Annotated in this window: 22 protein-coding genes and 2 tRNA genes; 13 read left to right on the top strand and 11 right to left on the bottom strand. The window is 50.6% G+C overall.

All coding sequences use genetic code 11. From position 1 onward, the window contains the following. Positions 1-119 precede the first annotated feature (119 nt). Together L2712_RS00910 and L2712_RS00905 are read left to right on the top strand one after the other, a co-directional pair. Positions 120-1,790, top strand: coding sequence for a flagellar assembly protein A (locus tag L2712_RS00910; protein ID WP_088905466.1), 1,671 nt, complete (start codon positions 120-122; stop codon positions 1,788-1,790). Between the two features lie 169 nt (positions 1,791-1,959). Beyond that, positions 1,960-3,006 carry a site-2 protease family protein gene (locus tag L2712_RS00905; RefSeq protein WP_248977052.1) on the top strand — a complete coding sequence of 349 codons (1,047 nt, stop codon included), beginning with the start codon at positions 1,960-1,962 and terminating at the stop codon, positions 3,004-3,006. Between the two features lie 343 nt (positions 3,007-3,349). Here the strand turns inward: L2712_RS00905 and L2712_RS00900 are convergent. After that, positions 3,350-3,436, bottom strand: a tRNA-Leu gene (locus L2712_RS00900). Between the two features lie 46 nt (positions 3,437-3,482). After that, a tRNA-Leu gene (locus L2712_RS00895) sits at positions 3,483-3,567 on the bottom strand. A gap of 314 nt (positions 3,568-3,881) precedes the next feature. Between L2712_RS00895 and L2712_RS00890 the strand changes: the two genes are divergently transcribed. Then, positions 3,882-4,010 (top strand): DUF3149 domain-containing protein, encoded by a 129-nt coding sequence (locus L2712_RS00890; protein WP_081953754.1) that lies wholly within the window; start codon positions 3,882-3,884, stop codon positions 4,008-4,010. Positions 4,011-4,096: 86 nt separating this feature from the next. On the opposite strand, the gene L2712_RS00885 is transcribed toward L2712_RS00890, so the two are convergent. Further along, the gene (locus L2712_RS00885) at positions 4,097-4,708 is read right to left on the bottom strand and encodes a superinfection exclusion B family protein (RefSeq protein WP_033537796.1); all 612 of its coding nucleotides are present in this window, start codon (positions 4,706-4,708) and stop codon (positions 4,097-4,099) included. A gap of 229 nt (positions 4,709-4,937) precedes the next feature. Between L2712_RS00885 and L2712_RS00880 the strand changes: the two genes are divergently transcribed. After that, on the top strand, positions 4,938-6,578 hold the full coding sequence (locus L2712_RS00880) for a sensor histidine kinase (protein WP_033537795.1): 1,641 nt from the start codon (positions 4,938-4,940) through the stop codon (positions 6,576-6,578). On the opposite strand, the gene pepT is transcribed toward L2712_RS00880, so the two are convergent. Both pepT and tcdA read right to left on the bottom strand, forming a co-directional pair. Beyond that, a complete protein-coding gene (gene pepT / locus L2712_RS00875) occupies positions 6,567-7,796 on the bottom strand; it encodes a peptidase T (protein WP_248976602.1) in 1,230 nt (409 codons plus the stop codon). The genes L2712_RS00880 and pepT overlap by 12 nt on opposite strands. Positions 7,797-7,921: 125 nt before the next feature. Beyond that, positions 7,922-8,746 carry a tRNA cyclic N6-threonylcarbamoyladenosine(37) synthase TcdA gene (gene tcdA / locus L2712_RS00870; RefSeq protein WP_033537793.1) on the bottom strand — a complete coding sequence of 275 codons (825 nt, stop codon included), beginning with the start codon at positions 8,744-8,746 and terminating at the stop codon, positions 7,922-7,924. A gap of 356 nt (positions 8,747-9,102) precedes the next feature. Between tcdA and L2712_RS00865 the strand changes: the two genes are divergently transcribed. Further along, positions 9,103-10,161, top strand: a complete 1,059-nt coding sequence (locus L2712_RS00865; protein ID WP_088905470.1) for a porin — start codon at positions 9,103-9,105, stop codon at positions 10,159-10,161. A 438-nt stretch (positions 10,162-10,599) separates the two neighbouring features. Next, positions 10,600-11,622: a porin gene (locus tag L2712_RS00860; protein ID WP_248976601.1), complete on the top strand. Its 1,023-nt coding sequence runs from the start codon at positions 10,600-10,602 to the stop codon at positions 11,620-11,622. A 90-nt stretch (positions 11,623-11,712) separates the two neighbouring features. On the opposite strand, the gene L2712_RS00855 is transcribed toward L2712_RS00860, so the two are convergent. Both L2712_RS00855 and L2712_RS00850 read right to left on the bottom strand, forming a co-directional pair. Next, positions 11,713-12,369 (bottom strand): thiopurine S-methyltransferase, encoded by a 657-nt coding sequence (locus L2712_RS00855; protein WP_248976600.1) that lies wholly within the window; start codon positions 12,367-12,369, stop codon positions 11,713-11,715. Positions 12,370-12,441: 72 nt separating this feature from the next. Beyond that, positions 12,442-12,786: a hypothetical protein gene (locus L2712_RS00850; protein ID WP_033540750.1), complete on the bottom strand. Its 345-nt coding sequence runs from the start codon at positions 12,784-12,786 to the stop codon at positions 12,442-12,444. A 212-nt stretch (positions 12,787-12,998) separates the two neighbouring features. Here L2712_RS00850 and L2712_RS00845 point away from each other — a divergent pair, with 212 nt between their 5' ends. Further along, positions 12,999-14,840: a protein kinase domain-containing protein gene (locus L2712_RS00845; RefSeq protein WP_248976599.1), complete on the top strand. Its 1,842-nt coding sequence runs from the start codon at positions 12,999-13,001 to the stop codon at positions 14,838-14,840. A gap of 52 nt (positions 14,841-14,892) precedes the next feature. Here the strand turns inward: L2712_RS00845 and L2712_RS00840 are convergent, their stop codons facing one another. Next, positions 14,893-15,492 carry an FxsA family protein gene (locus L2712_RS00840; protein ID WP_033540752.1) on the bottom strand — a complete coding sequence of 200 codons (600 nt, stop codon included), beginning with the start codon at positions 15,490-15,492 and terminating at the stop codon, positions 14,893-14,895. Positions 15,493-15,751: 259 nt separating this feature from the next. Between L2712_RS00840 and cutA the strand changes: the two genes are divergently transcribed. The 5 genes from cutA (at position 15,752) to L2712_RS00815 (ending at position 22,370) form a co-directional block, all read left to right on the top strand. After that, positions 15,752-16,075 carry a divalent-cation tolerance protein CutA gene (cutA, locus tag L2712_RS00835; RefSeq protein ID WP_088905475.1) on the top strand — a complete coding sequence of 108 codons (324 nt, stop codon included), beginning with the start codon at positions 15,752-15,754 and terminating at the stop codon, positions 16,073-16,075. Then, the gene (locus tag L2712_RS00830) at positions 16,072-17,877 is read left to right on the top strand and encodes a protein-disulfide reductase DsbD (RefSeq protein WP_033540754.1); all 1,806 of its coding nucleotides are present in this window, start codon (positions 16,072-16,074) and stop codon (positions 17,875-17,877) included. Before cutA ends, L2712_RS00830 begins: the two co-directional genes overlap by 4 nt. Positions 17,878-18,017: 140 nt before the next feature. Then, a complete protein-coding gene (locus L2712_RS00825) occupies positions 18,018-19,646 on the top strand; it encodes a cation:proton antiporter family protein (protein ID WP_033540755.1) in 1,629 nt (542 codons plus the stop codon). A gap of 400 nt (positions 19,647-20,046) precedes the next feature. Next, positions 20,047-21,213: a galactokinase gene (galK, locus tag L2712_RS00820; protein WP_033540768.1), complete on the top strand. Its 1,167-nt coding sequence runs from the start codon at positions 20,047-20,049 to the stop codon at positions 21,211-21,213. A 119-nt stretch (positions 21,214-21,332) separates the two neighbouring features. Continuing rightward, on the top strand, positions 21,333-22,370 hold the full coding sequence (locus L2712_RS00815) for an aldose epimerase family protein (RefSeq protein WP_248977051.1): 1,038 nt from the start codon (positions 21,333-21,335) through the stop codon (positions 22,368-22,370). Positions 22,371-22,503: 133 nt separating this feature from the next. Here L2712_RS00815 and L2712_RS00810 read toward each other — a convergent pair whose 3' ends face one another. Further along, positions 22,504-22,938, bottom strand: a complete 435-nt coding sequence (locus tag L2712_RS00810) for a hypothetical protein (RefSeq protein WP_033540756.1) — start codon at positions 22,936-22,938, stop codon at positions 22,504-22,506. 297 nt (positions 22,939-23,235) lie between these two features. Then, positions 23,236-24,249, bottom strand: a complete 1,014-nt coding sequence (locus tag L2712_RS00805; protein ID WP_248976598.1) for an NAD(P)H-quinone oxidoreductase — start codon at positions 24,247-24,249, stop codon at positions 23,236-23,238. 308 nt (positions 24,250-24,557) lie between these two features. On the opposite strand from L2712_RS00805, the gene L2712_RS00800 reads away from it, so the two are divergent. Next, complete coding sequence (locus tag L2712_RS00800) at positions 24,558-25,022, top strand: chemotaxis protein CheX (RefSeq protein WP_033540758.1); 465 nt, start codon at positions 24,558-24,560, stop codon at positions 25,020-25,022. Positions 25,023-25,047: 25 nt separating this feature from the next. Here L2712_RS00800 and L2712_RS00795 read toward each other — a convergent pair whose 3' ends face one another. Continuing rightward, positions 25,048-26,319, bottom strand: a complete 1,272-nt coding sequence (locus tag L2712_RS00795) for a BamA/TamA family outer membrane protein (RefSeq protein ID WP_248976597.1) — start codon at positions 26,317-26,319, stop codon at positions 25,048-25,050. Position 26,320: the final 1 nt, after the last annotated feature.

The raw sequence follows: 26,320 nt of genomic DNA, 5'->3' as shown, positions 1-26,320 counted from the left end.
GTCGCATTTCAATCATGTGCTTCATGTTCATCATAAAATAGGGCTTCATAGGTCAAACTTTATGCTGTTATACTCGGGAGAATACTAACTAAAATAATAATTAAACTGCGGAAATCAATATGCTGGATCCTGGACTGATAGAACTGAGTAGCGACGGAAATAAAGCCGAATTAAAAGTTATTCCCAATAGCCATGGCCCACTGACGGTGGACGCCATCACCGAACTACTCACCCTACCCGAATTTTGTCAGCTACGTCCTCGACAGAATGTGATCGAAAAAGCAGTTGCCCAAGTCAACAAGATTATCGGCCAGGAAGATGGTCAATATGAACTCTTCTTCGAGATCGCCGAGCGTAAAGACGCCGAACTCCTCATCAATCTCAGCGACGACAAGATGAGCGCCGAGATGACACTCACAGCTCCATGGGGCGGCAAGCCTGTCACACTGCAAGATATTCTCAGAGCATTAAAGAGTGAACAGATCAGCATGGGGCTGAGCAAGGTCAGAATAGAATCACTACTCGCCAAACAACCAAATCTTGCACCGGGACAAAGCTGCAGCGAAGTGATCGCCCACGGCAAGCCCGCCGTCAACGGCACCAATGCCGTCGTTGAACGTAAGGTGCCGCTCGCAAGGGAGCGTCTGTTGCAACCTCAGGAGCGCGCCGATGGCACTGTCGATATGCGCAACCTGGGAGAGATCATCATGGTCAAACCCAATGACAAGCTGATGATCAAAGTCCCCGCCACTGAAGGCACACAGGGCTACAATGTGCAGGGCGAACCCTTATTACCGATAGCGGGTAAGGATCTCAAATTGACCGCTGGCGCAGGGACTGTGATACCAGAATCCGATCCCAATGTACTCATCGCTACCGTCGCTGGCCAACCCGTAGAAACCAAGACGGGGATGCAGGTTGACGACGTACTGCAGATTAAAGATGTGGATATCGGCTACGGCAATGTCGACTTTAAGGGCAGTATTCTGGTTACAGGTGACGTGCACGAAGGCATGGTGGTTAAATCCACCGGTGACATTACTGTCATGGGATTTGTCGACTCGGCGCAACTGATCGCCGATGGGGATATCACCGTCAGTAAGGGGGTTATCGGCCGCCAGCTTAAGGAAGATCAACTCTCCACCAAACTTTCTGCCAAAGGGCAGATCTCGGCGCAGTTCGTACAGTACTCAGAGCTTGATGCCGAGGGCGATATACTGGTCACTAAACAACTGCTGCACAGCCACTCCCGAACCTCAGGACAACTTATCGTCAGCGACGCCAACGGCCGCCGTGGCGATCTGGTAGGGGGGATTGCCAATGCAGATAAAGGCGTTAAGGCGGTGATCATTGGCGCCACGGCTGGCACTAAGACCGAAGTATTCTGCGCCATGAAGTGCAGCGAGCTGAAAGAGGAGCTCAAACAGCTTGATCAGGGGATCAAGCATATGGTGGTGGCCAAGCTTAATATTGAATCCAGCCTAAATAAACTGCCCCCCAAGGCCGAATGGCAAGATGACGCCCTCATGGTTGAGCAGGTTAAGGGAATGCTGGAGGAGAAGCGCCGCATCACCCAGGAGTGGTCTCGCGAAGAGCAAGAGTACAACAGCATCAAGCAGGAAGTGGATAACTACTATCAGACCTATCGCATCGAGGCATGTAAACATATCTTCGCCAATGTCGAGCTGCATATAGGTCCGGCATTTAATCGAACCCAACGTGAACATGGCCCCTGCATAGTGGTTAACGAGGGCCAGGAGATCAGTTTCGATTACAGTAATCGTAAATAGTCATAGTGCAGCAATCGATTAATGAGGCCTGGCAAAATTGTCGGGCCTCTTTTCTTTGGCACGACTTTACAGGCATAATCCCCGCCAGATAGCGGTAACTTATAACGGATAACAAGTGGAACTACTGAGAATAGACTGTTTGGGTAAAGAGTTGAGACTGGAAGGCTCAATGGCCGGCTGGCAACAACTCTTTTGGGACAACCAACTGGTGTCGGTCAAAGAAGCCAGCGCCGATAACCAGGGGCTAAGAAACCATGAGTTTGAATTAAGCCGCCAGGATCCCAACACCCAAACGGTTCACAAAATCCCACTGACACTTGAAGTCGACCTCATCTGGCAACCCTTTAAGCTTAACTATCGCCTATTGAGCGAAGAGACCATCCTCAGCGAAGGCAGTCGCAACACTAAAGATATTGAGCGCCAGACACCTGTAGTCCCAGTAAAGCCACAGCAAAAGTTCAGTCTGGTCGGGCTGGCCTCTCTAGGTTTTAAGCTGCTTAAGAGTGCCAAGGTGATTAAGGTGGTCCTGGCTGGTGCCAGTGTGGCAGCCTACTCCTGGCTCTTCTCCTTCCAATTCGCCCTGGCGCTCATCGCCTGCTTGGTATTTCATGAGTATGGCCATATCCGTGCGATGAAATATTTTGGCATGAAAACCAAGGGGATCTACCTAATCCCCTTCATGGGTGGCCTGGCGCTGAGCGATGAAAAAATTAACACCCGCTGGCAGGATGTGGTGATCTCCATCATGGGCCCCACCTTCGGTCTGCTAATGTCGATTGCCGCTCTGGTCGCCTATTGGCTCACAGACAACCCGTTGTTTGCCGGGCTCGCCGCCTTCAACGCCCTGCTCAACCTGTTCAACTTGCTGCCGATACTCCCCTTAGATGGTGGCCATATTCTCAAGAGTATCAGCTTCTCGATGAACAGCCTGATGGGACTTATCGCCTGTGTGGCTGGCGCGGCCATTGGTGTCTTCATCAGCTACAGTCTGGGGCTGGCTTTGCTTGGCTTCCTGTTGCTGATCGGCACCCTAGAGATAATATTTGAGTGGAAGAGTCGACATCAAAGCCACCTCTTACCCCTGGACAGATATGGCCAGCTTTTCTCTACTATCTGGTATCTGCTCACCGTCGGCGCCCTGGTGGCGATCATCTGGTATCTGGCTGGCACAGGTGACGACATACTCGGGTTACCGCTCAAGATACTGCAAAGCTAAGCTCGCCAATTCCCCTTGCTGTCACCTAAGCGGCAAGGGGCTAATCTGATAATGACTAAGAGACCAAGCACTATAAAACCCTCGCTCTTCTCCTAAAACCCAGCCTTGATAATGCGGCTGAAACCGCGCACTGCAGCGAATCTGTGTCTGGCGATATCTTGCCAAGAGGTCCCTAGCTAAGAACAAAGATGGTGACTTTAAAAATCATAAACTTAAGAGAAAATGGATCAGATGGGGTCTGACGTTTTGAGGATTTATCGAGACTATCGACAAATTTTAGGCATAAAAAAACCTGCGTTAAGCAGGTTCTATTCTTAGGGATTGCATCTTATCAGTCACAAGTTGGTACAGATGGCGAGACTTGAACTCGCACGGCCGTTAAGCCACTAGCACCTGAAGCTAGCGTGTCTACCAATTCCACCACATCTGCATCTTGTCTGCCTAAATGGCTATCTCTCTAAGAGAATCATTGATAATGGTACCGAAGGACGGACTTGAACCGTCACTCCCGAAGGAAACGGATTTTGAATCCGTCGTGTCTACCAATTCCACCACTCCGGCATTATCAATCAGACTATACTTACTCCTCTCGGGTAAGTGAACGGAATTATACCTTTGCTTTAGCTAATGGCAAGCCTTTTGCGATACCTTTATTACCGACTGCCGATTTTTCATCCGCAGCCCTAAACAAAGGAATATTTCCCCAATGTCGCTCTATAGGCAAATCGTCTACCAACTCACAAAATCAAACTAAAACGAGATGAACCATTATCAAATTGACAACATTCATTGATCGAGATCAGCATCTCTCATATCTATTCGCGCTAATTTAGCTTCGACAACGTTATAAACATCTGCGAAAGAGGATTTCTCAAATGGCATTTTGGTTAGATTTAATGTTTGGTAACCCCATTGGCCTGCTATCTATGATAGTTATCTTCACGACCATTGGCATAATGTCATATCTCATGTGGCTGTTTATTTCTAAGTCGAAACCACAATAGATAGGACTCCAAGGTCCAGAGAAAGTAACATTTCTAATGCAAATGGGGGCTAATGCCCCCTCTTTTTTTGCTGAACCCAGATAGTATTAAGCGGCGTGCTTTCGTCCCGGTACAACACTGTGAATGAAGTGCGGTCTCGCCTTAATCAGCAGTTGCAACTGTTCGGGATTGGGTTCGCCCTGTGGCAGGCGCAACACCTGACGATTCAGATGAGATCTCGCCTCCATGGCAATCTTAAAATCGGCAGTAGGCCCATGAATGGCATACTGCTGTTTGTTACCCATATACTCTAAGATATTCGCCTTTAGCAGGCTCTGCACCGCGGGCTCACTTTCCGGCAGGGTCAATACTGTTTCCCCTTGCAGGAAAAACTCCCTCAGCAGCGCGCGCTCAGTCGGATCGAGTAATCTCACCTTCTTCTCAATAGTTTCGGTTGTTCGCTTCCCCTTTAGGTGCTTAATCGCCTCATCGAGAAAATAGTTAGCCACCTGGGTCAACAGATAGGCCGCGCCCACAATAAGACCGAGACCAATAAAGTGCGCATACTGATTCACTAAGTCGTCTAACCTCAAGGTACGCATCAATGAGGCCGGAGCAAACAATAACACAGAGCTGATTAAGGTCAGCCACAACATCAAATTAAAGATCACTTGTTTGGGACTCGTCTGTTTAAACAGCATCAGATTTAATTTTTCCATCTTGATACCTAGTGTCAAAAAACCTGCAGTACCGCAAACAAATGCAAGTAAAATGCCAATAAGACAATTCCCATAATGACTTTACAAACATCACCTTGGCGACACTTTTTACTGACAAGACAAGCAGAACATCAGAATCAGGCTATGCTTAAAGCTATGGTTTTTGGACAGTGCACCAAGCGTCAATTCCCGGCCGTTTTTGGGTGCTTAGGATAAGCGACACAGATAAATGGCAAATCTCACCGCTCAGCTACTCAAGAGTCCTATCGGCAGAAAGCTTACCTTGTCGATCATTCTCTTTAGCTCGCTTATTACTTTGCTGACCACCGGATTTCAGTTAATTAATGATTATCGCAGCGATGTCAATCGCATCACGCGCCAATTTGACAGTATAGAGAAGGTCAATCTGGATGTGCTGGCCGCCAGCATCTGGGTGATCGACGAACGCCTGATCAATACCCAAATCGATGGCCTTATCCAGCTGCCTGACATCACCTACATAGAAATTAACGACGACAGTGGTCAACACTGGCAAGCAGGTACCGCTACTCCAGAAAACACCATAGAGAAGCGCTTTCAGCTAATCTACGCCTCAGGCAATGAGAACATCGATGTGGGCACCCTGCTGGTACAGGCAGACCTCAAGGTGGTCTATGAAAAACTGCTCGATCGCGCCATCATCATACTGCTCTCCAATGCGATCAAAACCTTTATCGTCGCCGGCTTCATCCTCTTCTTGGTGTGGTTTTTGGTTACCCGTCACCTACTTAAGCTCAGTGACTACAGCCAAAACATCAATCTGGATGGAAAGTTTGAGCCCTTAGTATTCGTCAAAAACAGCCATAAGAATGATGAATTTTGGCTGGTCGCCAAGGCGATTAATGAGATGCAACAACAACTCAGACGCTCCTTTGATGACATCAAGGCTTCCAAACAGGAGCTACAGGAAGCCTTGACGGATCGAGAACGCCTACTCGAGTTGGAACGAAGCTACAAAGAGGAGCTGGCCCGCCAGGTAAAAGAGCGAACGAAAGAGCTTGAGCAATCTCTATTAGTGCTTAAGCGAGCACAAGAGGTGCTGGTTGAACAAGAGAAGATGGCGGCCCTTGGCGGCTTGGTCTCAGGCGTAGCGCACGAGATCAATACCCCCATCGGCATCTGTCTCACCGCCGCCAGCACCCAACTGATCCATATCGAAGAGCTGATTAGCTTGATCCACAGCGAAAACGCCACTCTGGAGGAGATCAACGCCATCTTGGAGGAGTATCAACAAAGCTGCGAGCTGATCATCAGCAATATCACCCGCGCCAGCACGCTGATCCAAAAATTCAAGACCATAGCTGCAGAGCAGAGCCAGGAGGAAAAGCGCAGTATCAACGTTAAACAAGGCTTGATTGAGCACCACGAATCGATGCGTTTCCTCTATGGCGACAAGTTAGCCGAGGTCGACTACCGGGTCGATGAGGACCTCAATATCATTACCAACCTCAGCCTGTTTAAACAAATCATCACCAATCTGCTGTCGAACGCCTATGCTCACGGCTTTAAAGGGCGCCAGCAGGGCAAGCTCAGAATCGATGCCCGAGTCGAAAAGGGACAGCTCAACATCCGCATTCAGGATGATGGGCCGGGCGTTGACAGCGAAGCGGCCAACCACATCTTCGAGCCCTTCTATACCACCACACGCTCAGAAGGCGGAACAGGGCTTGGCCTCTCCGCCGCCTTTAACGCAGTCACCCTCCTCAAGGGCGAGATCAGCTATCAAGACGATAGTGAACTGGGCGGCGCCTGCTTCGAGGTGAGTTTTCCGGTGGAGCTACTCGACACTGACACCATCGAACTCAATATCTCCACCCCATCAGGTTTTTAACTTTTGCGCCGTCAACTGGCAGATCGCCATGATCACTTGGGTTGCCTTCACCATGGACTCCAGAGAGATAAACTCATGCTTACCATGGAAGTTATGCCCGCCGGTAAACAGATTCGGGCAAGGTAGCCCCATGTAGGAGAGACGACTGCCATCAGTGCCACCTCTTATCGGCTTGATCTTTGGCGTAATATTAAGCTGGTGCATCGCCTGCTTGGCAATATCGACAATATGGGGATGAGGGATTAACTGCTCACGCATGTTGTAATAACTGTCGGTGATGCTAACCGTCAAGGCTCCCTGCTGCAGCTGAGCGTTACAGGCCTCTACTCGCTCGGTGAGCCAGCGCTTGCGTTGCTCAAATTGATCCAGATCGAAGTCGCGAATGATGTAGGTCAACTGCGCCTCTTCAGTCACCCCTTTCATCTCGATAAGGTGGAAAAAGCCAGCGTAATCACGACTGTTTTCGGGAGTATCGCCCAGGGGCATTTTGGCGTGAAAGCGCGCCGCCATCGTCTGGGCATTGACCATCACCCCAAAGGCCGAGCCCGGATGACAGTTATTACCTTTCGCGGTCACCACAGCCGTTGCGGCATTGAAGTTTTCATACTCCAAGCCACCTAGCTCCCCACCATCGACTGTATAGGCCCACTGTGCCCTAAAGGCATCAAAATCAAATAGGTCAGCCCCTCTACCTATCTCTTCATCAGGGGTGAAACAGAGGTAGATATCACCGTGTTGGCTATCGGGATCTTGAATCAAGGCCGATAGAGCCGTCACTATCTCGGCGATACCAGCTTTATCGTCGGCGCCAAGTAGCGTCGAGCCATCAGTGGTGATCAGTGTCTGCCCCAGATACTGATCTAACTCGGGAAATTCCTTAGGGGACAGCTGATGCTGCTCACCAAGTGGAATATCGCCACCATCATAGTTTTCAACCAATTGAGGACGCACATTGGCGCCGCTAAAATCGGGCGCCGTATCCAGGTGGGCAATAAAGCCGATGGGCGGGACCCCTTCGACCCTAGCGGGTACTAAAGCGGTCAGATATCCAGTCGACGACAAAGCCACTTCACTAAAGCCTAACTGGGTCAGCTCCTCTTTAAGCTGATCGGCCAGCGCCAGTTGTCCCTGCGTACTAGGGCAACCACTCTGGCTAGCATCTGACTGAGTATCATATTGCACATAGCGTAAAAATCGATTTAACAGAGCCTGTTTCATAATCAATCACCAGCAAAAAATGTCGACCGAGTCTAACAAGCTGCCAGAGGCCGACTTTAGACTTAAATCAATTTTTAGGTAATTTAATTATCAGGACTCTACGCCTTAGCAATCAGCCTTAGTGCTCACGCCTTAGCGGCGAGCTTAGTCAACACCCGGCTCACGGCGGTAAAACCGAAGCTGCCGGTCACCACGGTAACGGCACCAAATCCAGAGGCACAGTCCATACGCATACTGCCTTCGGCAGTCGCCTTAACATTACAGACACTACCGTCCGCTTGCGGATAAACCAGCTGCTCGGTTGAAAACACCGCCTCAATACTAAAGCGGCGCTGAGTATTCTTTGAAAAGTTGTATTCACGGCGCAGCAAGTTTCTTACCTTGGCCAACAGCGGATCTTGATAGGTTTTGGCTAAGTCGGCCACCTGGATCTGAGTCGGATCCGTCTGTCCACCGGCGCCGCCCACTGTCACTATGGGTAACTTCTGGCGTTTACAATGAGCAATCAATGCTGCCTTAGGTTTTACCGCATCAATGCAGTCAACCACATAATCCAAGAGGCCTCCCTGCTTGCGACCATTAAAATAGTCATTCAGGTTATCTGTGGTAATAAAGTCTTCCACTTGGTTAACCTTGCACTCTGGATTAATCTGAGCGATTCGCTCGGCCATCACGGCCACCTTTGACTCTCCAATGGTGTCCTTGAGCGCATGCAACTGACGGTTGGTATTGGTGACACAGATATCATCGAGATCAATCAGAGTGATCTCTCCAATGCCACTGCGCGCTAACGCCTCAGCCACCCAGGTTCCCACGCCTCCGATACCCACTACAGCAACATGAGATTGCGCAAAATGCTTCAGAGCATTGGCGCCATAGAGTCGGCCGATACCGGCAAAACGATTGAGATAGGCTTCAGAGAGTTCAGGCAAGCTCAAGGCAGGCTCCATTATGATTGAGAAAACCCCGCAATTTTACCGCAAACAGATGTGAAACCCCAAAAAGAAAAAGTCGCTACAGATGTTAACGCATCATAGAGGATTTATTGCCAAAGATGCCGGACGGTAATAGCGAGTAAAAATCAAATTAACCATCTGTTTTTAAATGTAAAAATACATGATAAAACTCACGTAAAACCAATGATTTGTGAACTTAGTCACATACCGTCTTTTGACTTATCGGCACACTGACGCCGCAAAACATTAGCGGCTAAAGAAGAGACTTTCTTCGGCCCTTTGACTCTCGTTAGCTAAAAAAAATCAAAGGCCTTCGCCCAGATGGCCCTAATCGCTACAGGAAGATGATAATGAAAAAATCTGTTCTATCGGCAAGCATCATTGCAACACTCGCTGCCACCTCGTTTACCGCTCTCGCAGACGGCCCACAATTTTATGGCCGTGCCGATCTCGCTTTTACTCATTCAGATAATGGCATTGCGACCCAAAACCAGAAAGATGGCACTATTATAGAAAACAACTTCTCCTGGTTAGGAGTCAAGGGCAGCGAGAAAATCAGCGATGGCCTTGAAGTGATCTACCAGATGGAATTTGGCGTTAGCAACTTTGATAACTCAGGCAAGACCTTTGCAGCACGTAACACTTACCTTGGTTTGAAAGGGGTTGGCGGTACTGGCCTTATTGGTCGTAACGACACAGTATTTAAAGCTGCTGAAGGCGGTTTCGACCTATTTGGCAACACCAACTCAGATATCGATCTACTGGTTGCAGGTCAGTCACGTACCGCTGACGGTATCACTTACTACTCACCAAAAATTGCTGACCTTTTGACCATAAACGCTACCTACCTGGTTGAAGACAACTATGTCACATACAATGGTGATGAGCGCGTCGCGCCAGATAGCATGTATGCCCTAAGTGCAACTTTTGGCGATAAGGCCCTCAAGGCACAACGTTACTATGTAGCCGCCGCCTATAACGAAAATATCGACGATGTAAAAGCTTACCGTGGTGTGGCTCAAGTCAAACTCGGTAACTTCATCATTGGTGGTCTATATCAGAACAGTGAACATATTGACGCTAAATATGCCAACCTAGAGGGTGATACCTACTTCGTTAACGCTGCATACGTACTGGGCAATGTGAAAATTAAAGCCATGTTTGGTAGTGACGACTCAGGCCTGGGTAAATATGTCAGCCGTTTCGTCGGTAACGCCGATGGCGCTGGTATGGAAACCGTATCAGATGTCGATCTACAACAGTTCAGCATTGGTGCAGATTACCGCATCAGCAAGAGCACACTGTTCTACGGCCACTACACCAAATATGATGGTGACCTGAAACTAGCAGGTGCAACACAAGATCTTGGCGATGATATCGTCACGCTAGGTATGCGTTTCGATTTCTAATCGCGACCCATATTCATTAAAAAAGCGGCCTATGGCCGCTTTTTTTTGCCCATTACTCTCTCCAACTGTGCGTAACCGCACATTTTTTAAACATTATTATGCATTTCCTATCAAAGCTCCTACAATTTTAGCAACCTCTTAATAAGTTACAGTTTAATGACGGAGACGGCGCAGAACTACTCCTTTGTGAGTAGTCTGAACACGTTAATTTTACAAGGATTGCCAGTTTCTCAAACACACGAGACAGATCTGTCACAAATTCCTCGTAAAGCTAACCTGGATAACCAGAAATTTGATCTGCGCCACACTCTTACTGCCATAAAACTGTAAACTTCTGGCCAACTTTGTTACGAAAACGGACGCTCGTAGCAAATTATGGAAACTATGTTAATAACCATTAAAAAATGGAAAAGAACTCAGTTCTTGGGAGCACAACACATGAAAAAATCTCTAATCTCTGCATCAGTTGCATCTGTTATTGCACTGACCTCATTCGGCGCGCTAGCCGATGGCCCTAACTTCTACGGTCGTTTGGACCTAACACTAACAAACTCTGACAATGGATTTACCACTCAAGAAGGTAAAGACGGTACTGTCATCGAAAACAACTTCTCTAACCTAGGTGTTAAAGGTTCAGAAAAGATCTCTGACGGTGTAGATGTTATCTACCAGATGGAGTTCCAAGTTGAGAATACTTCTTCTAAAGGCGACGTATTCAAGGCGCGTAACACTTTCCTAGGTATTAAAGGCGCAGCTGGTGCACTGCTTGCGGGTCGTAACGACACTGTATTCAAGCAATCTGAAGGTGGCATCGACCTATTCGGTAACTCAAACGCCGATATCGACCGCTTAGTAGGCGCACAGACTCGTAGCGCTGACGGTTTCTGGTACTACTCACCACGCATCGCTAACATTCTGACTTTAAACGCTACTTACCTAATGGAAGACAACAACCAAGCTGGTGTTGAAGATCCAGAAGAGCAGTATGCAGTCAGTGCAACTCTTGGTGACAAGAAGTTCAAAGAACAAAGCTACTACCTAGCAGTAGCATACAATAAAGGCATCTCTGGTATCGACGCATACCGTGGTGTGGCTCAATTCAAGGTTGGCAACTTTAAAGTTGGCGGTCTATTCCAGAACTCTGAAAGCATTGCAGATGGTTCTGACGACAACAACACTTACCTGGTTAACCTGGCTTATAACCTGAACGGCGTTAACATCAAAGCCGAGTACGGTGTAGATGAAGCAGGCTTCGGTAAGTACTACAAAAATGCCAAAGGCGTTACTGGTACTGACATCAACGTGACTAACTTCGTCATCGGTGCTGACTACCGTGTAGCTAAGTCTACGCTAGTCTATGGCCACTATGCGATGTACGAAGGTGACCACAAAGTCGCTGGTATGAAAGTTGATCTAGAAGACGAAAACGTATTCACTGTAGGTGTACGTTACGACTTCTAATCCTGGCGCTTAGCGCTAAGATAAAAAAGGCGACCCAAGGTCGCCTTTTTGCTTTTTAACACACGCTATTTGCGCTGTTAGCTTTTTCCCTTAACGTCTCACCAAGCGATAAACAGACTCGGTCAACCAAGGCACCTGTTTTTTCACAAACCTTGGATTCTCGGCCAACACATCTTGGGTGCTCAGACACTCAATCTCAAAATAGGGGCTCATATGCTGCAAAATCCAGGCATCAGATACCGCAAATGGCGGGCCATTTAGCGCTTCTTGTGGATAATCTAAGGTGATCAGCAAGCCAATACTCTTAGGTGGCAGCAAGCTAGCTAGGTGCTCAACATATTGCTGGCGCATCTCTGGTGGCCAAGCGATCAACGCCGCCCTGTCATAAAATCCGCTTACCGCCTCTAGGGGTTCCTTTGGCAGCTGAAACAGATCGCCCTGATAGATGCTCACCTGCTCGGTGCGGTAACACTCATGCTCACCACTCGATTGGCGCTCTACAGGCAGCTCGTTGTCACTGAAAAACTGCTCGACCGCGCTTTGGTTCAGCTCACAGCCGATCACCTCAAGCCCCTGCTCGGCCAGATAACAAAGATCTAAGGTTTTACCACACAGGGGAACGAAAACTTGGCTACCAGCAGCCAGCTTAAGCTGCGGCCAATAGTCGATAAGAAGGGCGTTGACCTCGTCGAGATGAAAACCTATCTGCTGAGAGGCCCATTTGTCATGCCAGAAACCGGGTTGCATAGTTAGCTCCGCAAATGCAAGTGTCTAAATATGCAAGGTACTCTAATACCTCATGGTTCCAGATGCTAGCGCTTATTGAAGATCCAGCACTTTCTGTACCCGTCTTAGCCAGACACAATTTTCACACTCACAATTGCGGCGAGACAGATGATGCGGGGTCAAGCTGGAATCGATAAAATCAACGGCAATCAGCAACTGCTGCTTAAGCTCCTCCACCGATTTACGCTCGACGGCCACCAGCTCATCGTTATGATTCATCCAGATACATTCCATGCCCTGATGGCAGTGGATACACTGGGGATCGACACTATTAAAAAAACCAGCATGAGGACAAAACTTCAGCTCCATCGACTGTACGATGCGCTTCCTCGGGTACTCCAACAACTCTATTAATAGGGCTTTATCCAGTTCCGTCATTTCGCCCTCCTCACTGTTCAAAATTGCTTACTCAATGAAGCATAGTTTTATATTAGCTTCAGGTTACCTGTATGTGTATGTAACAGAATTGATATAGGTCAACATCTCATCCAAAAATATCGGTTAGGAATCACAGCGATGAAAAATCTAGCTATTGTGCCCTATGGCCGCTTCTTGTTATAAAAACATATCAACATTCAGTGATATGACTCATGCCCAACAGCCAAGCACCCAGCCCGGAACTGCAACACTTTTACATCTCGGAAGAGCAATCAATCTACCTGCTCAAGGCCGATGATGCCCGTAAACACAGGGCGTGGATAAGACTTTGTAAACAGCAGCTTAGCAAGCTTGGCTATCAAGAGATCGAATTAGTCGGTAAGGGAGCCTATGGCTTCGTCTTTGCCGGGATCAACGGCCATGGTCAGGCCCATGTATTTAAATTCTCACGCATCACTCTGCCTCAGCAGATCCAGGACAGGCTGGAAGAGGAAGCCTATATGCTCTCCCAGGTGATCCATCCCAATGTGCCACCTGTGATCAAGTTTGAACATGTGGGCAAACAGGGGATCTTGGTGATGGCCAGGGCGCCGGGAGAAGATCTCGACAAACTCTGCCTCAAACACGGTGCCCTGCCAGTGCGGGTCATCGTCAGTATTGCCAGGCAGCTGGCGCAGATCCTCAACTATCTACACAATGGTCGCCCCTTGGTACATGGAGACATTAAGCCATCGAACCTAGTGTATGACATGGAGCGCGACCACCTGTCGCTGATCGACTGGGGTTCGGCGGTGTTTGCCCAGCGTGACTCTGACGGCAACCCAGTCAACGGCAATGTAATGGATCTGCTCTCTAGCGACCAGCAACACACCAATGCCCGCATGGGAGATGTTTACTTTATCGGTGAAGAGCAGCTTAATGGCGCACTCTCCAGCCCCAGATTTGACGAACAAGGGGTAGCGGCGACCCTCTATGCCCTGGCCTCAGGCCAGGCCAGTCGTTTTGGCAGCAAGGTGATCCCCGCCAGTAGCATTGGCCTACCGGTAGAGCTGGCACGAACCTTAGACGGCATGCTCAGTGACGATCCCAAGACCCGTAACCGCGCCGGCGACTACTTTCTCAAAAGCATGAGCCACAGCCATCGCCTGCATCTGCCAGATCTACCCAGCCCACCGCTCCAGCCTGAGATCCCTGTGTGGACCTTAAAACAAGCTAAAGATGTGGAAACGGTCACCTACAGCTCACGCAAATCCTTCCTGCGGGAACATAACGAAGATGAGCCCATCGAGAAGATGGACGATCTGCAACTGGAGAAATACTACCGAAACTTTATGGCGGGCATGGGAGATACCGAGAAGGGCTTTATCGCCGCAGTCAGTCGGGTGGGACAATACTCCTTAGTGGGCGGCCTAGCTATCCATTGGCAGGAGTCTGGGGTATTTATTGACTCCAATCTAGCGACCTACAACGAAGAGGAGAAGGCGGCGCTCACCCTGGCGGTCAACAATATGGTGACCCTGGCGCGGGGCATTCACCGAATCGGGGTATTTAAGGCCTGTTTCTTCAACGCCCGAGATACACTGCACCTGGAGCGAGATGATACCAGTCAGCCTTTCAGTCCAAGCCCGGATCAACAGTTACCTTTTGAGGTGGGTGATGTGCCCTCGCTGGAGGATAAATCCAGGCTACACTCCTATTTCGAAGATGGCCGCGACCCCGATGAAAACCTGGAGCTGCCCAAGGAGATCATGACAGAGCTTGGCTGGATCAACCAGATCCATCACACCGGCTGCATCATCTTCGAAGTGCTCCCTAACCACATGAAAATCCACAGCTACCTGCGGCTGTTAAACCCGCGTAAACAGGCGGCCTTCAGGGCGAGCTTGGATAGGATCCTCAGTCATGTGAATAAAATTCAGGGAAAGGGTGTATCGGGCTTTATGAAACTGCCCTATAAGAATACTCGCCGTTTTCAGCATATCGACAAGAAAGCTGATCGCTTCTACCCCCGAAATCCCAAGGCGATACTCGAAAAGCAATCAGCACAGAAGTAGCCTAGCAGCTTGAGTAGCGCGCCAAGTGTCACGACGCGCCAAGCAAAAGGCATTAAGACTTAGGCTGATCCTTATCCTCTTGCGCCGATTTATCCGCTTTAGACGGCTTGTCATCTAACTGATTGGCCTCATCGACTTTATCTGTGGGATCAGGCTTACGCTCATAGTCACCATCGAAGGTGTTACCCTGCTCATCGAAGGGTGAGCGATCGAATGGTGAACGGCCACCAGCCGAGCCATTTGGCCCAAAAGGCCCTTGACCAAAACCACCATGAAAGCCCCCCTGCTGGCTAACCTTGATCTGCATGCGCTGATAAAGAAAACCCGCTATTGGACTACGGGTCAGCGGCGTTAACAGCAAGAGACCAATAAAGTCGGTGACAAACCCTGGGATCAACAGCAATAAGCCGGCCATCGCCAACATCATGCCTTCGACAATCTCTTTACCCGGCGCTTCTCCGCGAGCTAACTTTTGTTGCACCTGCATCAGGGTCTGAATCCCCTGGCTGCGCACCAAAGAAACTCCCACCACGGCAGTAAAGAGCACTAAGCCCACTGTCGTCCAACTGCCTAAGCTTTCGCCAACGCGGATCAGCACATTGAGCTCAATAACGGGTATGAGAACAAAGATTATCAATAGGATAAAAAACACACTGACCTCACAAATTGACGTAAATTTCTAATTCATTGAAAACTAAATGGGGGCGAACGGGTCTACTTTCAAGTCAGGTCAACTTTAGCGCGATTTTGAGGACGCCACAAACTTAGGATAAGCTCACTATTTTAGTAATAGCTTAATGCAAGTCGACGACAAAACACGTAAAGTAGCAGCACTCGTGACACTGTCGCGGTGCAGTATAACCCGTTTAACTTAACTCCCGATGAATGAGCAAGCAGGGCCCAAATACCAGATGCAGGAAAAATGTTTACTCGTGACCACCAGCTGCCCAGATCAGGCCACAGCCAACACTCTGGCACACGCCCTAGTCGAGGCCAAGTTGGCTGCCTGCGTTCAGATCTCTGCCCCCGTCACCTCACTCTACACCTGGGAAGGTAAAGTGTGCCAGGAGACCGAGGTGGTATTACAGTTAAAATGCCTCGCCCGTCATTATGAAAAAGTCGAACACAAGTTACTGTCACTACATCCCTACGAAGTCCCTGAACTTATCGCAACAGAGATCCACACAGGTTCAGCGGCCTATTTAGCATGGATAAAAGAAACCACACTATCATGAAGAAAATACTGTTCCTCCTGCTCTCAACCTTGCTGCTAGTCGCCCCAGGGGCACAAAGCGAAGGCATCTTCAGTAAGAGTAAGTTTGATTTCCTTAAAGATGAACCCCAGCTAATGCCGGTGGATCAAGCCTTCGTCTTCGATGCGCAGCAGCAAGGCAACTTGGTCAAGATAAGCTGGGTGATCGCCGACGGCTACTACCTATATCGCGACAAACTCAAGTTTGAGGCCGATGGCGCGACCCTAGGCGAGATCCAGCTGCCAAAGGGTAAGTCTCACACCGATGACTATTTTGGTGAGCAAGAAGTCTATTATAGCTATGTCGAGATCCCTGTCGCTCTCAAAGAAGCCGCCAATGAATCCAACATCAAGGTCACCTTCATGGGCTGCGCCGAGGGTAAATTGTGCTTCCCACCCACCACGCGAAGCGCGCCTCTAACCCAAGTCAGTGCCAATGCGGGGCTCTTACCTGAAGCACTAAAGGCCGCGCCTGCCGCGACCACGCCAGCGGGTACAGGCCCGATCACCCAACAAGACTCCCTCAGCCAGATGCTGTCGGGCGACAACCTGCTGTGGACCTTAGTGATCTTCTTCGGCCTAGGTGTAGGACTGGCGCTGACACCTTGTGTCTTCCCCATGTACCCAATCCTGTCGGGCATCATTGTAGGCCAAGGCGAAAAGCTCTCAACAGCTAAAGCCTTTAGCCTCTCCATGGTCTATGTCCAGGGGATGGCGATCACCTATTCCTTGCTGGGGCTTATCGTCGCCTCGGCGGGCATGAAATACCAGGCCGCGCTGCAACACCCAGCGGTGCTTATCGTGCTGGCCATCCTCTTCTTCGTACTCAGCCTCTCCATGTTTGGCCTGTACGATCTTAAGCTGCCATCGAGCTGGCAGGAGAAGATGAACCGCTTCTCCAACAACCAAAAAGGCGGCAATGTAATTGGCGTCTTCGTTATGGGGATCATCTCGGGTCTGGTGGCATCTCCCTGCACCACGGCACCACTGTCTGGTGCCTTGGTCTATGTGGCGCAAACCGGCGACCTGATGCAGGGCTTTCTGGCGCTGTATGTGCTGAGCATGGGCATGGGCTTACCTTTGCTGATCATCGGCTCCTCTGGCGGTAAACTACTGCCGCGCGCGGGCGCCTGGATGGATGTGATTAAGACAATCTTCGGCTTCCTGCTGATCGCCGTCTCTATCGTGATGCTAGGGCGTATCTGGACGGGTCTGGTTTCAGATCTTCTCTGGGCGCTATGGGGCATCAGCTTGACCGCTTACCTGATGCACCAAAATAAGCTCACCGAGTTTAACTGGAAGCAGACGGTGCGCTCAGTCTTACTGCTACTTACTCTGCTGGCCAGCTTCTCCTATGGCTTCCAAGCGGTGATGAATAGCCTTGGCTATCAGATGCAAACAGGCGCTGCTAGCCATGGCGTGACTCACAAGACCATTAAGTCGCTCGAAGAGCTTAAGGCCGAGGTGGCCAGCGCCAGTGCCCAGGGTAAACCTGTGATGCTGGATCTCTACGCCGACTGGTGTGTCGCCTGTAAAGAGTTTGAGAATATCACCTTCGTCGACCCGGACGTGCAATCACGCCTGGCGCAGATGGTCTTCCTACAGGCAGATGTGACTAAAAATGACGCTATCGATATCGAACTGCTGGAGCATTATGATGTACTGGGTCTTCCCACTCTGCTGATGTTCGATGCCAGTGGCGAGATCCGTGACGATCTCAGAGTCACTGGCTTTATGAAGCCGGCTGAGTTTGCAGCCCATCTGGATCATCTGCTAGGGCAATAGCTTGCCGTCGTAGTACATTAGATAACAGCCTCCTTCGGGAGGCTTTTTATTACGCCATAAAATGATAATTTTTCATTTAAAGTTAACCCAATTCTTATACAATCAGGGGTATACCAACCTCATGGACCTTTAGGAGCAACATGGAACCCGCCATTCTCATCATCACCTTAGCCTGTGGCATGCTAGTCAGTCGTATCGGTTTACCACCGCTTATAGGTTATCTGGTCGCGGGTTTTGCACTGTTTCTCTTTGGTATCGACGAGAGTAGCCTGCCACTGCTGGAACAGCTGGCTGAGCTAGGGGTGACCCTACTGCTGTTCGCCATTGGCCTCAAACTGGACATTCGCAGCCTGTTTAAGGCCGAGGTCTGGGCGGGCTCCAGCCTGCATCTGATGGGCTCTATGATCTTCCTGGTCCCCCTGCTAAAGCTCCTGGGCCTATTGGGGTTAGAGCAACTGAGCGGACTAGACTTTAATCAACTCGCCCTGCTCGCCTTCGCCCTGAGCTTTTCCAGCACCATCTTCGCCGTCAAGGTGCTCGAAGATAAAGGTGACATGCAATCTCTCTATGGCCGCGTCGCCATAGGTATCTTGATCATGCAGGATATCTTTGCCGTCGCCTTCCTGACGATCTCTAAGGGGGATATTCCCTCAATTTGGGCCTTAGGCTTATTACTGCTGCCCTTTGCCAAGCCCCTTATTTATAAGGCCTTCGATAAGGTCGGTCATGGCGAGCTACTGGTGCTGTTCGGTCTGGTCATGGCGTTGGTGGTCGGCGCCGGTCTGTTCGAACTGGTGGGACTCAAGCCAGATCTGGGCGCGCTTATTATTGGTATCCTGCTGGCAGGCCATGCCAAGTCTTCTGAGCTGGCTAAATCCCTCTTCTATTTTAAAGAACTGTTTCTGGTGGCCTTCTTCCTCACCGTCGGTCTCAACGGTTTACCAAGCTTTAGCGATATCGGCCTCGCAGCGCTCTTAGTGCTAGTCGTACCGATAAAGATAGTCCTCTTCCTCTATCTGCTGACCCACTTCAAGCTGCGTTCGCGCACCTCCTTGATGACTTCATTTAACCTGGGTAACTACAGCGAGTTCGGCCTAATCGTCGCCGCCGTGGCCACCAGCAAAGGCTGGTTGCCAGAGCAATGGATGGTGATCCTGGCCGTGGCCCTGAGCCTGAGCTTTCTGTTTGCCGCACCACTGAATGCCTCCTCTGCCCGCCTGTATCAGAAGTTTCAGAGCCGATTGCAGAAGCTGGAAAAACACCCGCTGCATCCTGAAGACAGGCAGATCCCCGTGGGCAATCCACGCTTTCTTATCTTGGGGATGGGGCGTATCGGTAGCGGTGCCTATGACGAACTGGCCAATCAGTTTGACGGTGAGATCCTAGGCATTGAGCATAAACAGGAACTGGTGGACTTCCACCGGGAGCAAGGGCGCAACGTAGTGCAAGGCGATGCCTCGGATACCGACTTCTGGGAGAAACTCGACCGAGCCCCTAACCTGGAGCTGGTGCTTTTGGCCATGCCTCACCATGTGGGTAATCAATTTGCGGTAGAGCAACTAAAACGCCTGGATTACCAAGGTAAGCTCAGCGCCATCGTACAGTACAGCGAAGATGCCCAGTCGCTCAAGGCCGCTGGAGTACACAGCGTGTTTAACCTCTACGAGGCCGCCGGTGCCGGTTTTGTCGACCATGTGATCTCCGAGCTTAAATCGGGCAAGCAACATGACGCCGACATCCCCGTCGAGCCCATAGAGAGCAGCAGTTAACTCCACCTCCTACACTCCTAGAGACTGTATCCTATGTATCTAGGAGTGTACTTGCCAGCCTGAGAAAAAGTGGCACGTGCAATGCGGTGCTGCCATAGGCATAAAAGGGGGAGAGTCACTTACCTCTCCCCTTGAGAGATAGCTCTAAAATAGCGCCCCAGCCAAAGGACCAAAGAATCCCCATCTAAACAGGCTAAATGACTGCCTAGCGAAAGCGGATTTCCCTAAATCCTGTCAAATCACAACATTTTCCCGTTCATAGCAAACAAATCTCAGTTACATCAAATAGTGAGACGTGATATAAAAATGACAAGGATGACTCATGGTAGCAACAACCATGAACAAGGCTGCCACCACCTGGGCAGAGTACGCTAACTTTTTTCTGAGAAGTTCAACACCAATGTCGAATACCGCACAGCGCGCCAATAAACTATTTGTGCAGACCTTTGGGACCACGGCCGACGATCTCTATCAGGCGCCGGGAAGGGTTAACCTGATTGGCGAACATACAGACTATAACGACGGGTTCGTCCTGCCAGCAGCCATCAATTTTCACACCGTCATCGCCGTGAAACAGCGTGACGATGATAAATTCCGCGCCGTGTCCGACGCCTTTCCAGGCCAGATCCACACCTGGCACTTCGGCCAAGAGGGCGAAATGGATCCCCATGACAGCTGGGTCAAGTACCTCAAAGGCTTTACCGCAGCCCTGTCGGCCAGTGGTTTGCCCGCCAAGGGGTTAGATTTGGCGGTGGTGAGCAATGTACCCTTAGGCGCAGGCCTCTCCTCATCGGCGGCTTTAGAGCTGGCCTTTGGTACGGCTCTCAATGATTGCAGCCAGCTCAGACTATCTCCCCTGGCGGTCGCTCAAATGGCACAGCGCGGCGAAAACCTGTATGTCGGCTACGCCAGTGGCATCATGGATCAGATGATCAGCGCCATGGGCGAAGAGGAACATGCTCTGCTGATCGACTGCGAAGATCTGGACTGTGAGCCAGTCCCCATCCCAGAAAGTCTTAGCCTAATCATAGTTAACTCCAACCTACCCCGCGGCCCGGTGGAATCTGAATTATCTCTGCGCCGTGAGCAATGCCATCAGGTCGCCGAACATTTTGGTGTTGAAAGTCTGCGCCATCTGGAGCTTCGCTCCCTGGAGAGCGCCAAAGCCCAGCTGCCCGAAGTCAGCTATCGCCGCGCCCACCACGTGCTAAGCGAAAACCGCCGCACCCAAAATGCCGCCCACGCGTTAGAGGCGGGTAACATCGCCAAGCTAAGTGAGCTCATGGCTCAATCCCATCAATCCATGCGTGACGATTTTGAAATTACCTTGCCAGAAATCGACAAACTGGTTGATATCATCCACGCCGTGGTCGGCGATCGCGGTGGTGTGCGTATGACAGGTGGCGGCTTTGGTGGCTGCGTGGTCGCACTGGTGGATCACGACCTCACCGATGCCGTCGTCGAGGCGGTAGAGCGCGAATATCAGGCAGCTACAGGCATAGAAGCCAGCGTCTATCTCTGCTCGGCCAGCCAGGGCGCCTCCAGATTGGACGACGAACTCTACTGATAGCGAGTCGCTAAACTAAAGGGCTCTAAATCGCTGTTTGGCATACGTATTCATCCCCTCGTCAAAGGGCGAGATAATACAATAGGGCCCAACTTTAATCGCTTAAGGAAAAGATGATCATGGTACGTTTTCGCCCACTCGATGCCTGGAACGATCCCCGTGGTGGCCAGATTGAGCGCGTCATTATCGACAATGGCACGCTGGCCTTGGAGGTCCTCAGCCTGGGCGGTATTATCCGCTCCCTGTGGACGCCGGATCGTGACGGAGAACGCGGCAACATCGTACTAGGATGTGACAGCGCCCAAGACTACCTGAAACAAGACGCCCATCTCGGCGCCATCGCCGGACGCTACGCCAATCGTATCGCCGGTGCCCAGCTGCACAGAGATAGTCAGCGCTTTTCACTGGATAACAATCACCAAAGCAACTGTCTTCACGGCGGCCGTGAGGGCTTCAATCGCAAGCTTTGGCATATCGGCCAGCTAAATGATGGCGTCCGTCTCAGCCTGTTTAGCCCAGATGGCGACATGGGCTTTCCCGGTAACGCCAATATTCAGCTCGATTACCGCTTGGTGGGTAACAATCTATACGTGGAGATCCTGGCTAGCACAGATAAGCCCTGCCCCATTAGCCTGACCCAGCACAGCTACTTCAACCTAGAAGGCGCCAGCGAGATCAGCAGCGCCGCGCATCTTATCCAAAGCGACAGTCAGCACTACCTGACCACAGATGGTCAAGGGATCCCACAGGCGATCGCCTCTGTTGTTGGTACGCCACTGGATCTGCGTGAAGGTCAGGCACTTGGCGACCTGCGCAAGCAGCTGGCAAGCGAGGAGACTCAAGGAATCGATCACTGCTATCTGACGCCCCATCATGATGGCAAGGCACTGAGCCGCTTTGGCACAATTAGCGCGCCGAACTCGGGACGCCGTCTGACCCTCTATACCAATCAACCTGGGGTACAGATCTACGGCAGTAACTTCCTCGGCGGCACGCAAGGGAAACAGGGACAGACACTAGCCTCTTATCAGGCGGTCTGTATTGAGCCCCAACAGCTACCCGACGCCCCTAATCAACCAAGCCTTCCGGGTACACCTTGGCTCATGCCAGGAGAGGTATATCACCACATGAGTCGCTATCAGTTTGATGTGGGTTAAGCGATAACTGTCGCGGAAACAAACGCGAGGCTGGAATAGGAAAACAAACAGAAGAGAGATAAAAATTTTAGGTAGGGGTTCCAGAGTGCCCAGAACCTCTTACCTAAAGATGGCGGCTGACTAAGCGAGACCCCTAGTTACGGTCGTCATCATCAGACCAATCGTCATAACCGTCATCCAGGCTATCGACTTCGAGTTCGACATCATCGTCGTCATCATCGCTGGCACTGTCTTCGGGATCGATCTTAACCTTTTTCGGCGCTGGCGCAGGTTTAGCATGTATCGCTTCAACCCATCCCGCATGCTGCTGCATGAAAGCTGCTCGGGTCGCTAACCAGTTTGCATCATATTCAGCTTTAGCTGCCTTAAGCTCCTCGTCCGTAAGGTCATGCAAGTTCACCTTTACGATGTCCTCGGCATATTCAATCACGGCATCTCTTACCGTGTTATAGAGATAAACTCGCCCCGCAGTAGCCTCGGGAAACTCTTTGTCGTGAATGAGGATAGTATTACCTCGAGCCGTACGAAGTTCACCATACCAAACAGGTTCTTTAGACGTGTCATACATATATGCTAATACCCTTAAATCAACACATACCAATATAAAATTATAAAGCTGACAACTGTTAGCTTAGTCGCTGCCATCGTCAGAAACGCCTCTGGACAATAGCCCACACATTTTTAATAAATACCGCCAGAAATCAATAGCCAAATAGATCTATTTTATTCAATTGCTATCAAAATGTTCACTCGGTACTTACTAGTAACGAATTTAGCCGATCAAATCAGTTATTCAAGTTTTTTCTGACGCGCTTCTTCTCAAAGTGAAAAAACTGCATTCGCCATTGAGATAAGGGCTTTTGCACTAATTTGACGACACCTTCAACACTAGCTTTCCTCTATGTTGTCCCGACTCCATCAGCGCGTGAGCCTTAGCGGCTTCACCCAAAGGAAATTCGGCAAACAGATGAGGCACTAATTTATCCCCTTGGGGCGTGGCAAATTTCGGCCATATCTGCTCTAGTAATCCTTGGGCAATCGCCTGCTTAGCCTCCACAGACTGTGGCCTTAGGGTCGCCCCGGTCCACCAGATGCGCTTTGCCATCAGTAGTGCTACATCCACATCGGCACGCCTGCCACGCTGCAGAGCAATAGTGACCAACCTGCCCTCAATGGCCAATGCCTTGAGGTTGAGATCGATCATATCCCCTGAAGCCATATCCAGCACCAGATCCACCCCTTGGGGCGCCGCCGCCTTTATCTGGGCCAGCAGATCCTCATCGTGATAATTAAAGCCTTGGTCGGCGCCGAGCCCCAGACAATAACCTATCTTCTCCTGGCTCCCGCAAGTGACCAGCACCTTAACAGCGAATTGTTTCGCTAAAGTGACTGCCGCCGAGCCAATGCCCCCTGAGCCACCATGGATAAGCAGTGTCTCACCGGGTTTGAGACCGCCGCGCATAAATAGATGTCCCCAGACGGTAAAAAAGGTCTCCGGCAGGGCCGCCGCCTGAGCCATGGTCACCCCAGTGGGAATGGGCAGGCAGTGCGCCGCCCAGGTCACCACATACTCACCATAACCTCCCCCAGGCACCAAGGCGCAGACTTTATCGCCCAGCTGCCAAGCTGTCACCTGAGAGCCCAAGGCGACGACGGTACCCGAGACCTCTAACCCCAGAATGTCGCTGGCGCCTGGTGGTGGCGGATAGAGACCGCGACGCTGCGCGACATCCGGGCCATTGACCCCGGCATACTCTACCTTAATGAGCACCTGATCCGATGCTATCTCAGGCAACTGGCTCTGCCCCAGACTGAGCACCTCTGGACCGCCGGGGGCGGCAAATTGAATATGGGTATAGCGAGAAGGAAGAGCAGTCATAAAGGCTCCAGACTCTTGGGGCGGCGTATTAGGCGCCCTAAAAAGAAGATGAGCAGAGGCTAGCGCGAAACTCATGTAAAGGGCAAGTATTGCAAACTAACCCCACACTGGAACAATTGGAAAAGCGAAAACCGTCAAGGCGTCACAAATTTCTTTCTCATTAGAGAGTTAGCAAGAAAACACTTGTCGCCCCTACCGAGCTTTATGTTATGGTGGTGCAAAGAGGAGAGGCTTTAACGCTATTTCTCACCTAAGCTTATAGTCCGATATGCTTCAATCTGTTACCACAATGAGGAGCCACATTTGCGATGAACGTAGACTTTATCAATCCTTTTCTCGAATCTCTGCTCAATGTGCTCAACACTATGGCTAACATAGAGCTAAAACCCGGCAAGCCCAATCTGAAAAAAGACAATCTGGCTAAGGGGGATGTCTCCGGCCTCATCGGCATGGTCGGCCCGCAAACCAAAGGTTCGCTATCGATCACCTTCGAAGAGCCCCTGATCTTAGAGATCATGAACAAGATGTTGGGGGAAAAACCGGAAAGTATCAATGAAGAGGTCACAGATCTCGTTGGCGAGCTGACCAATATGGTCACTGGCGGGGCTAAAAACCTGCTAAGCGACAAAGGCTATGAGTTCGATATGGCGACTCCAGTTGTGGTATCGGGCAAGGACCACACCATAGCGCACAAATCAGACGGCCAGAAGCTCATCATGCCGTTTAACAGTCTTTATGGCACCGCCTATATTGAGATCTGTTTCGAAGGCTAACTGATAGCCTTCGCCGAAAGATGCCCTAAAAAGGCTGGTTGACCATGATCCAGAACTGGCCTTCCTCTTCCCCAAACGCCAAATCGGTGCGCACCACTACGCCCTCGACCTCGAAGCGTATGCCTGCACCCAGGGTGCCTTTCATCTGACTGTGCAAACTATCTAAGCTAAATTCATCGCTCACCTTACCTACCTCGGCAAACAGCGTCCATTGCCACCAAGGGATCTCAAACAGGTTAAATAGCGGCCAAGTTTTAAGAGGCTGCCATTTAGGTTGCACCCGATATTCGGCGGCGTAGAGCAATGCGCTGCGACCGGTAAACTGATCGCCACTATAACCACGCAAACGATTAAATCCCCCCAGACTAACCCCGGCAAATCCCGGTGGGCGATGATAAAGCTGACTGGCCTCATCAAAATCATTCCAGGTCGGAGTATCGGCTAAGTAAATGTTGGCGGCCAATACCCTGGAGTCAAACCAATCACTTTGGCCTAATGAGAGATAGAGGCTCTGTTCAAACTCCCAGGTCGTCCAGCTTTGACGCCGCGCACTGCCCCAGTCTCGGGTAAGTGTGAGGCTGGTTCGTCCACCTCGCTTGCTGTTTTCGCGGTTATCACGATTATCCCAGGCAAGCTCCAGCTCCAAGCCTTTGGCGGACTCGGGTAAAAACTCAAAGCCTTGCAGGCTTTGCTGGTTATAGAAAGGGGTCAATTCAACGCTACTCACCCCAGAGGTCAGCGGGTTCCAGTTCAGGCTATTAGAGCTCGCAGGGCGCAGACTCGCCGCCGCCCCGTCGGCGCCTCGTCCCCAAGGCAGCACATATTTAAGGTGCAGCTTGGCAAAAGATTCATCCCCCTGGGCCACCACCCGCTGTGGCGTGGTATCCCCTGGAGGTGTCAGGTAATAGATCCCTTCGCTGTAGTGGCCACGATACACCTCCGCCGAGAATAACCAGTTGGTCACTCCCGGTAGCTGATAATCGTTAGCGGCGAGATAGGTCACCCAGGAGTCATTAGCCGTAACCAGCCCGATGGCAAATAAGGATGCCTGTTGCTGACCGGCATGTTTGATCACCCCAGCAGCGCCCACTGAGGTGCTTAGGCTTTCTGTGGAGAAGATAAAGGGCACAGCCACATAATCAGGCGCTAAACCTTCATCCTGACTGCTCACCTGGACACGAGGCGCCAGATCTTCATTGGCCTGAACATGACTGCCCAGCGACAGGGTAAGCAGTAACAAGATAAAACGAGAGAGTCGCGGCGCGATGCGATTAGCGCCGACTAATAAAAATGACAAG

Source organism: Shewanella marisflavi (assembly GCF_023283925.1).
Classification (GTDB): Bacteria; Pseudomonadota; Gammaproteobacteria; order Enterobacterales; family Shewanellaceae; genus Shewanella; species Shewanella marisflavi.
Note: the sequence above shows the minus strand (reverse complement) of the source record. Positions and strands in the feature narration are given on the sequence as shown.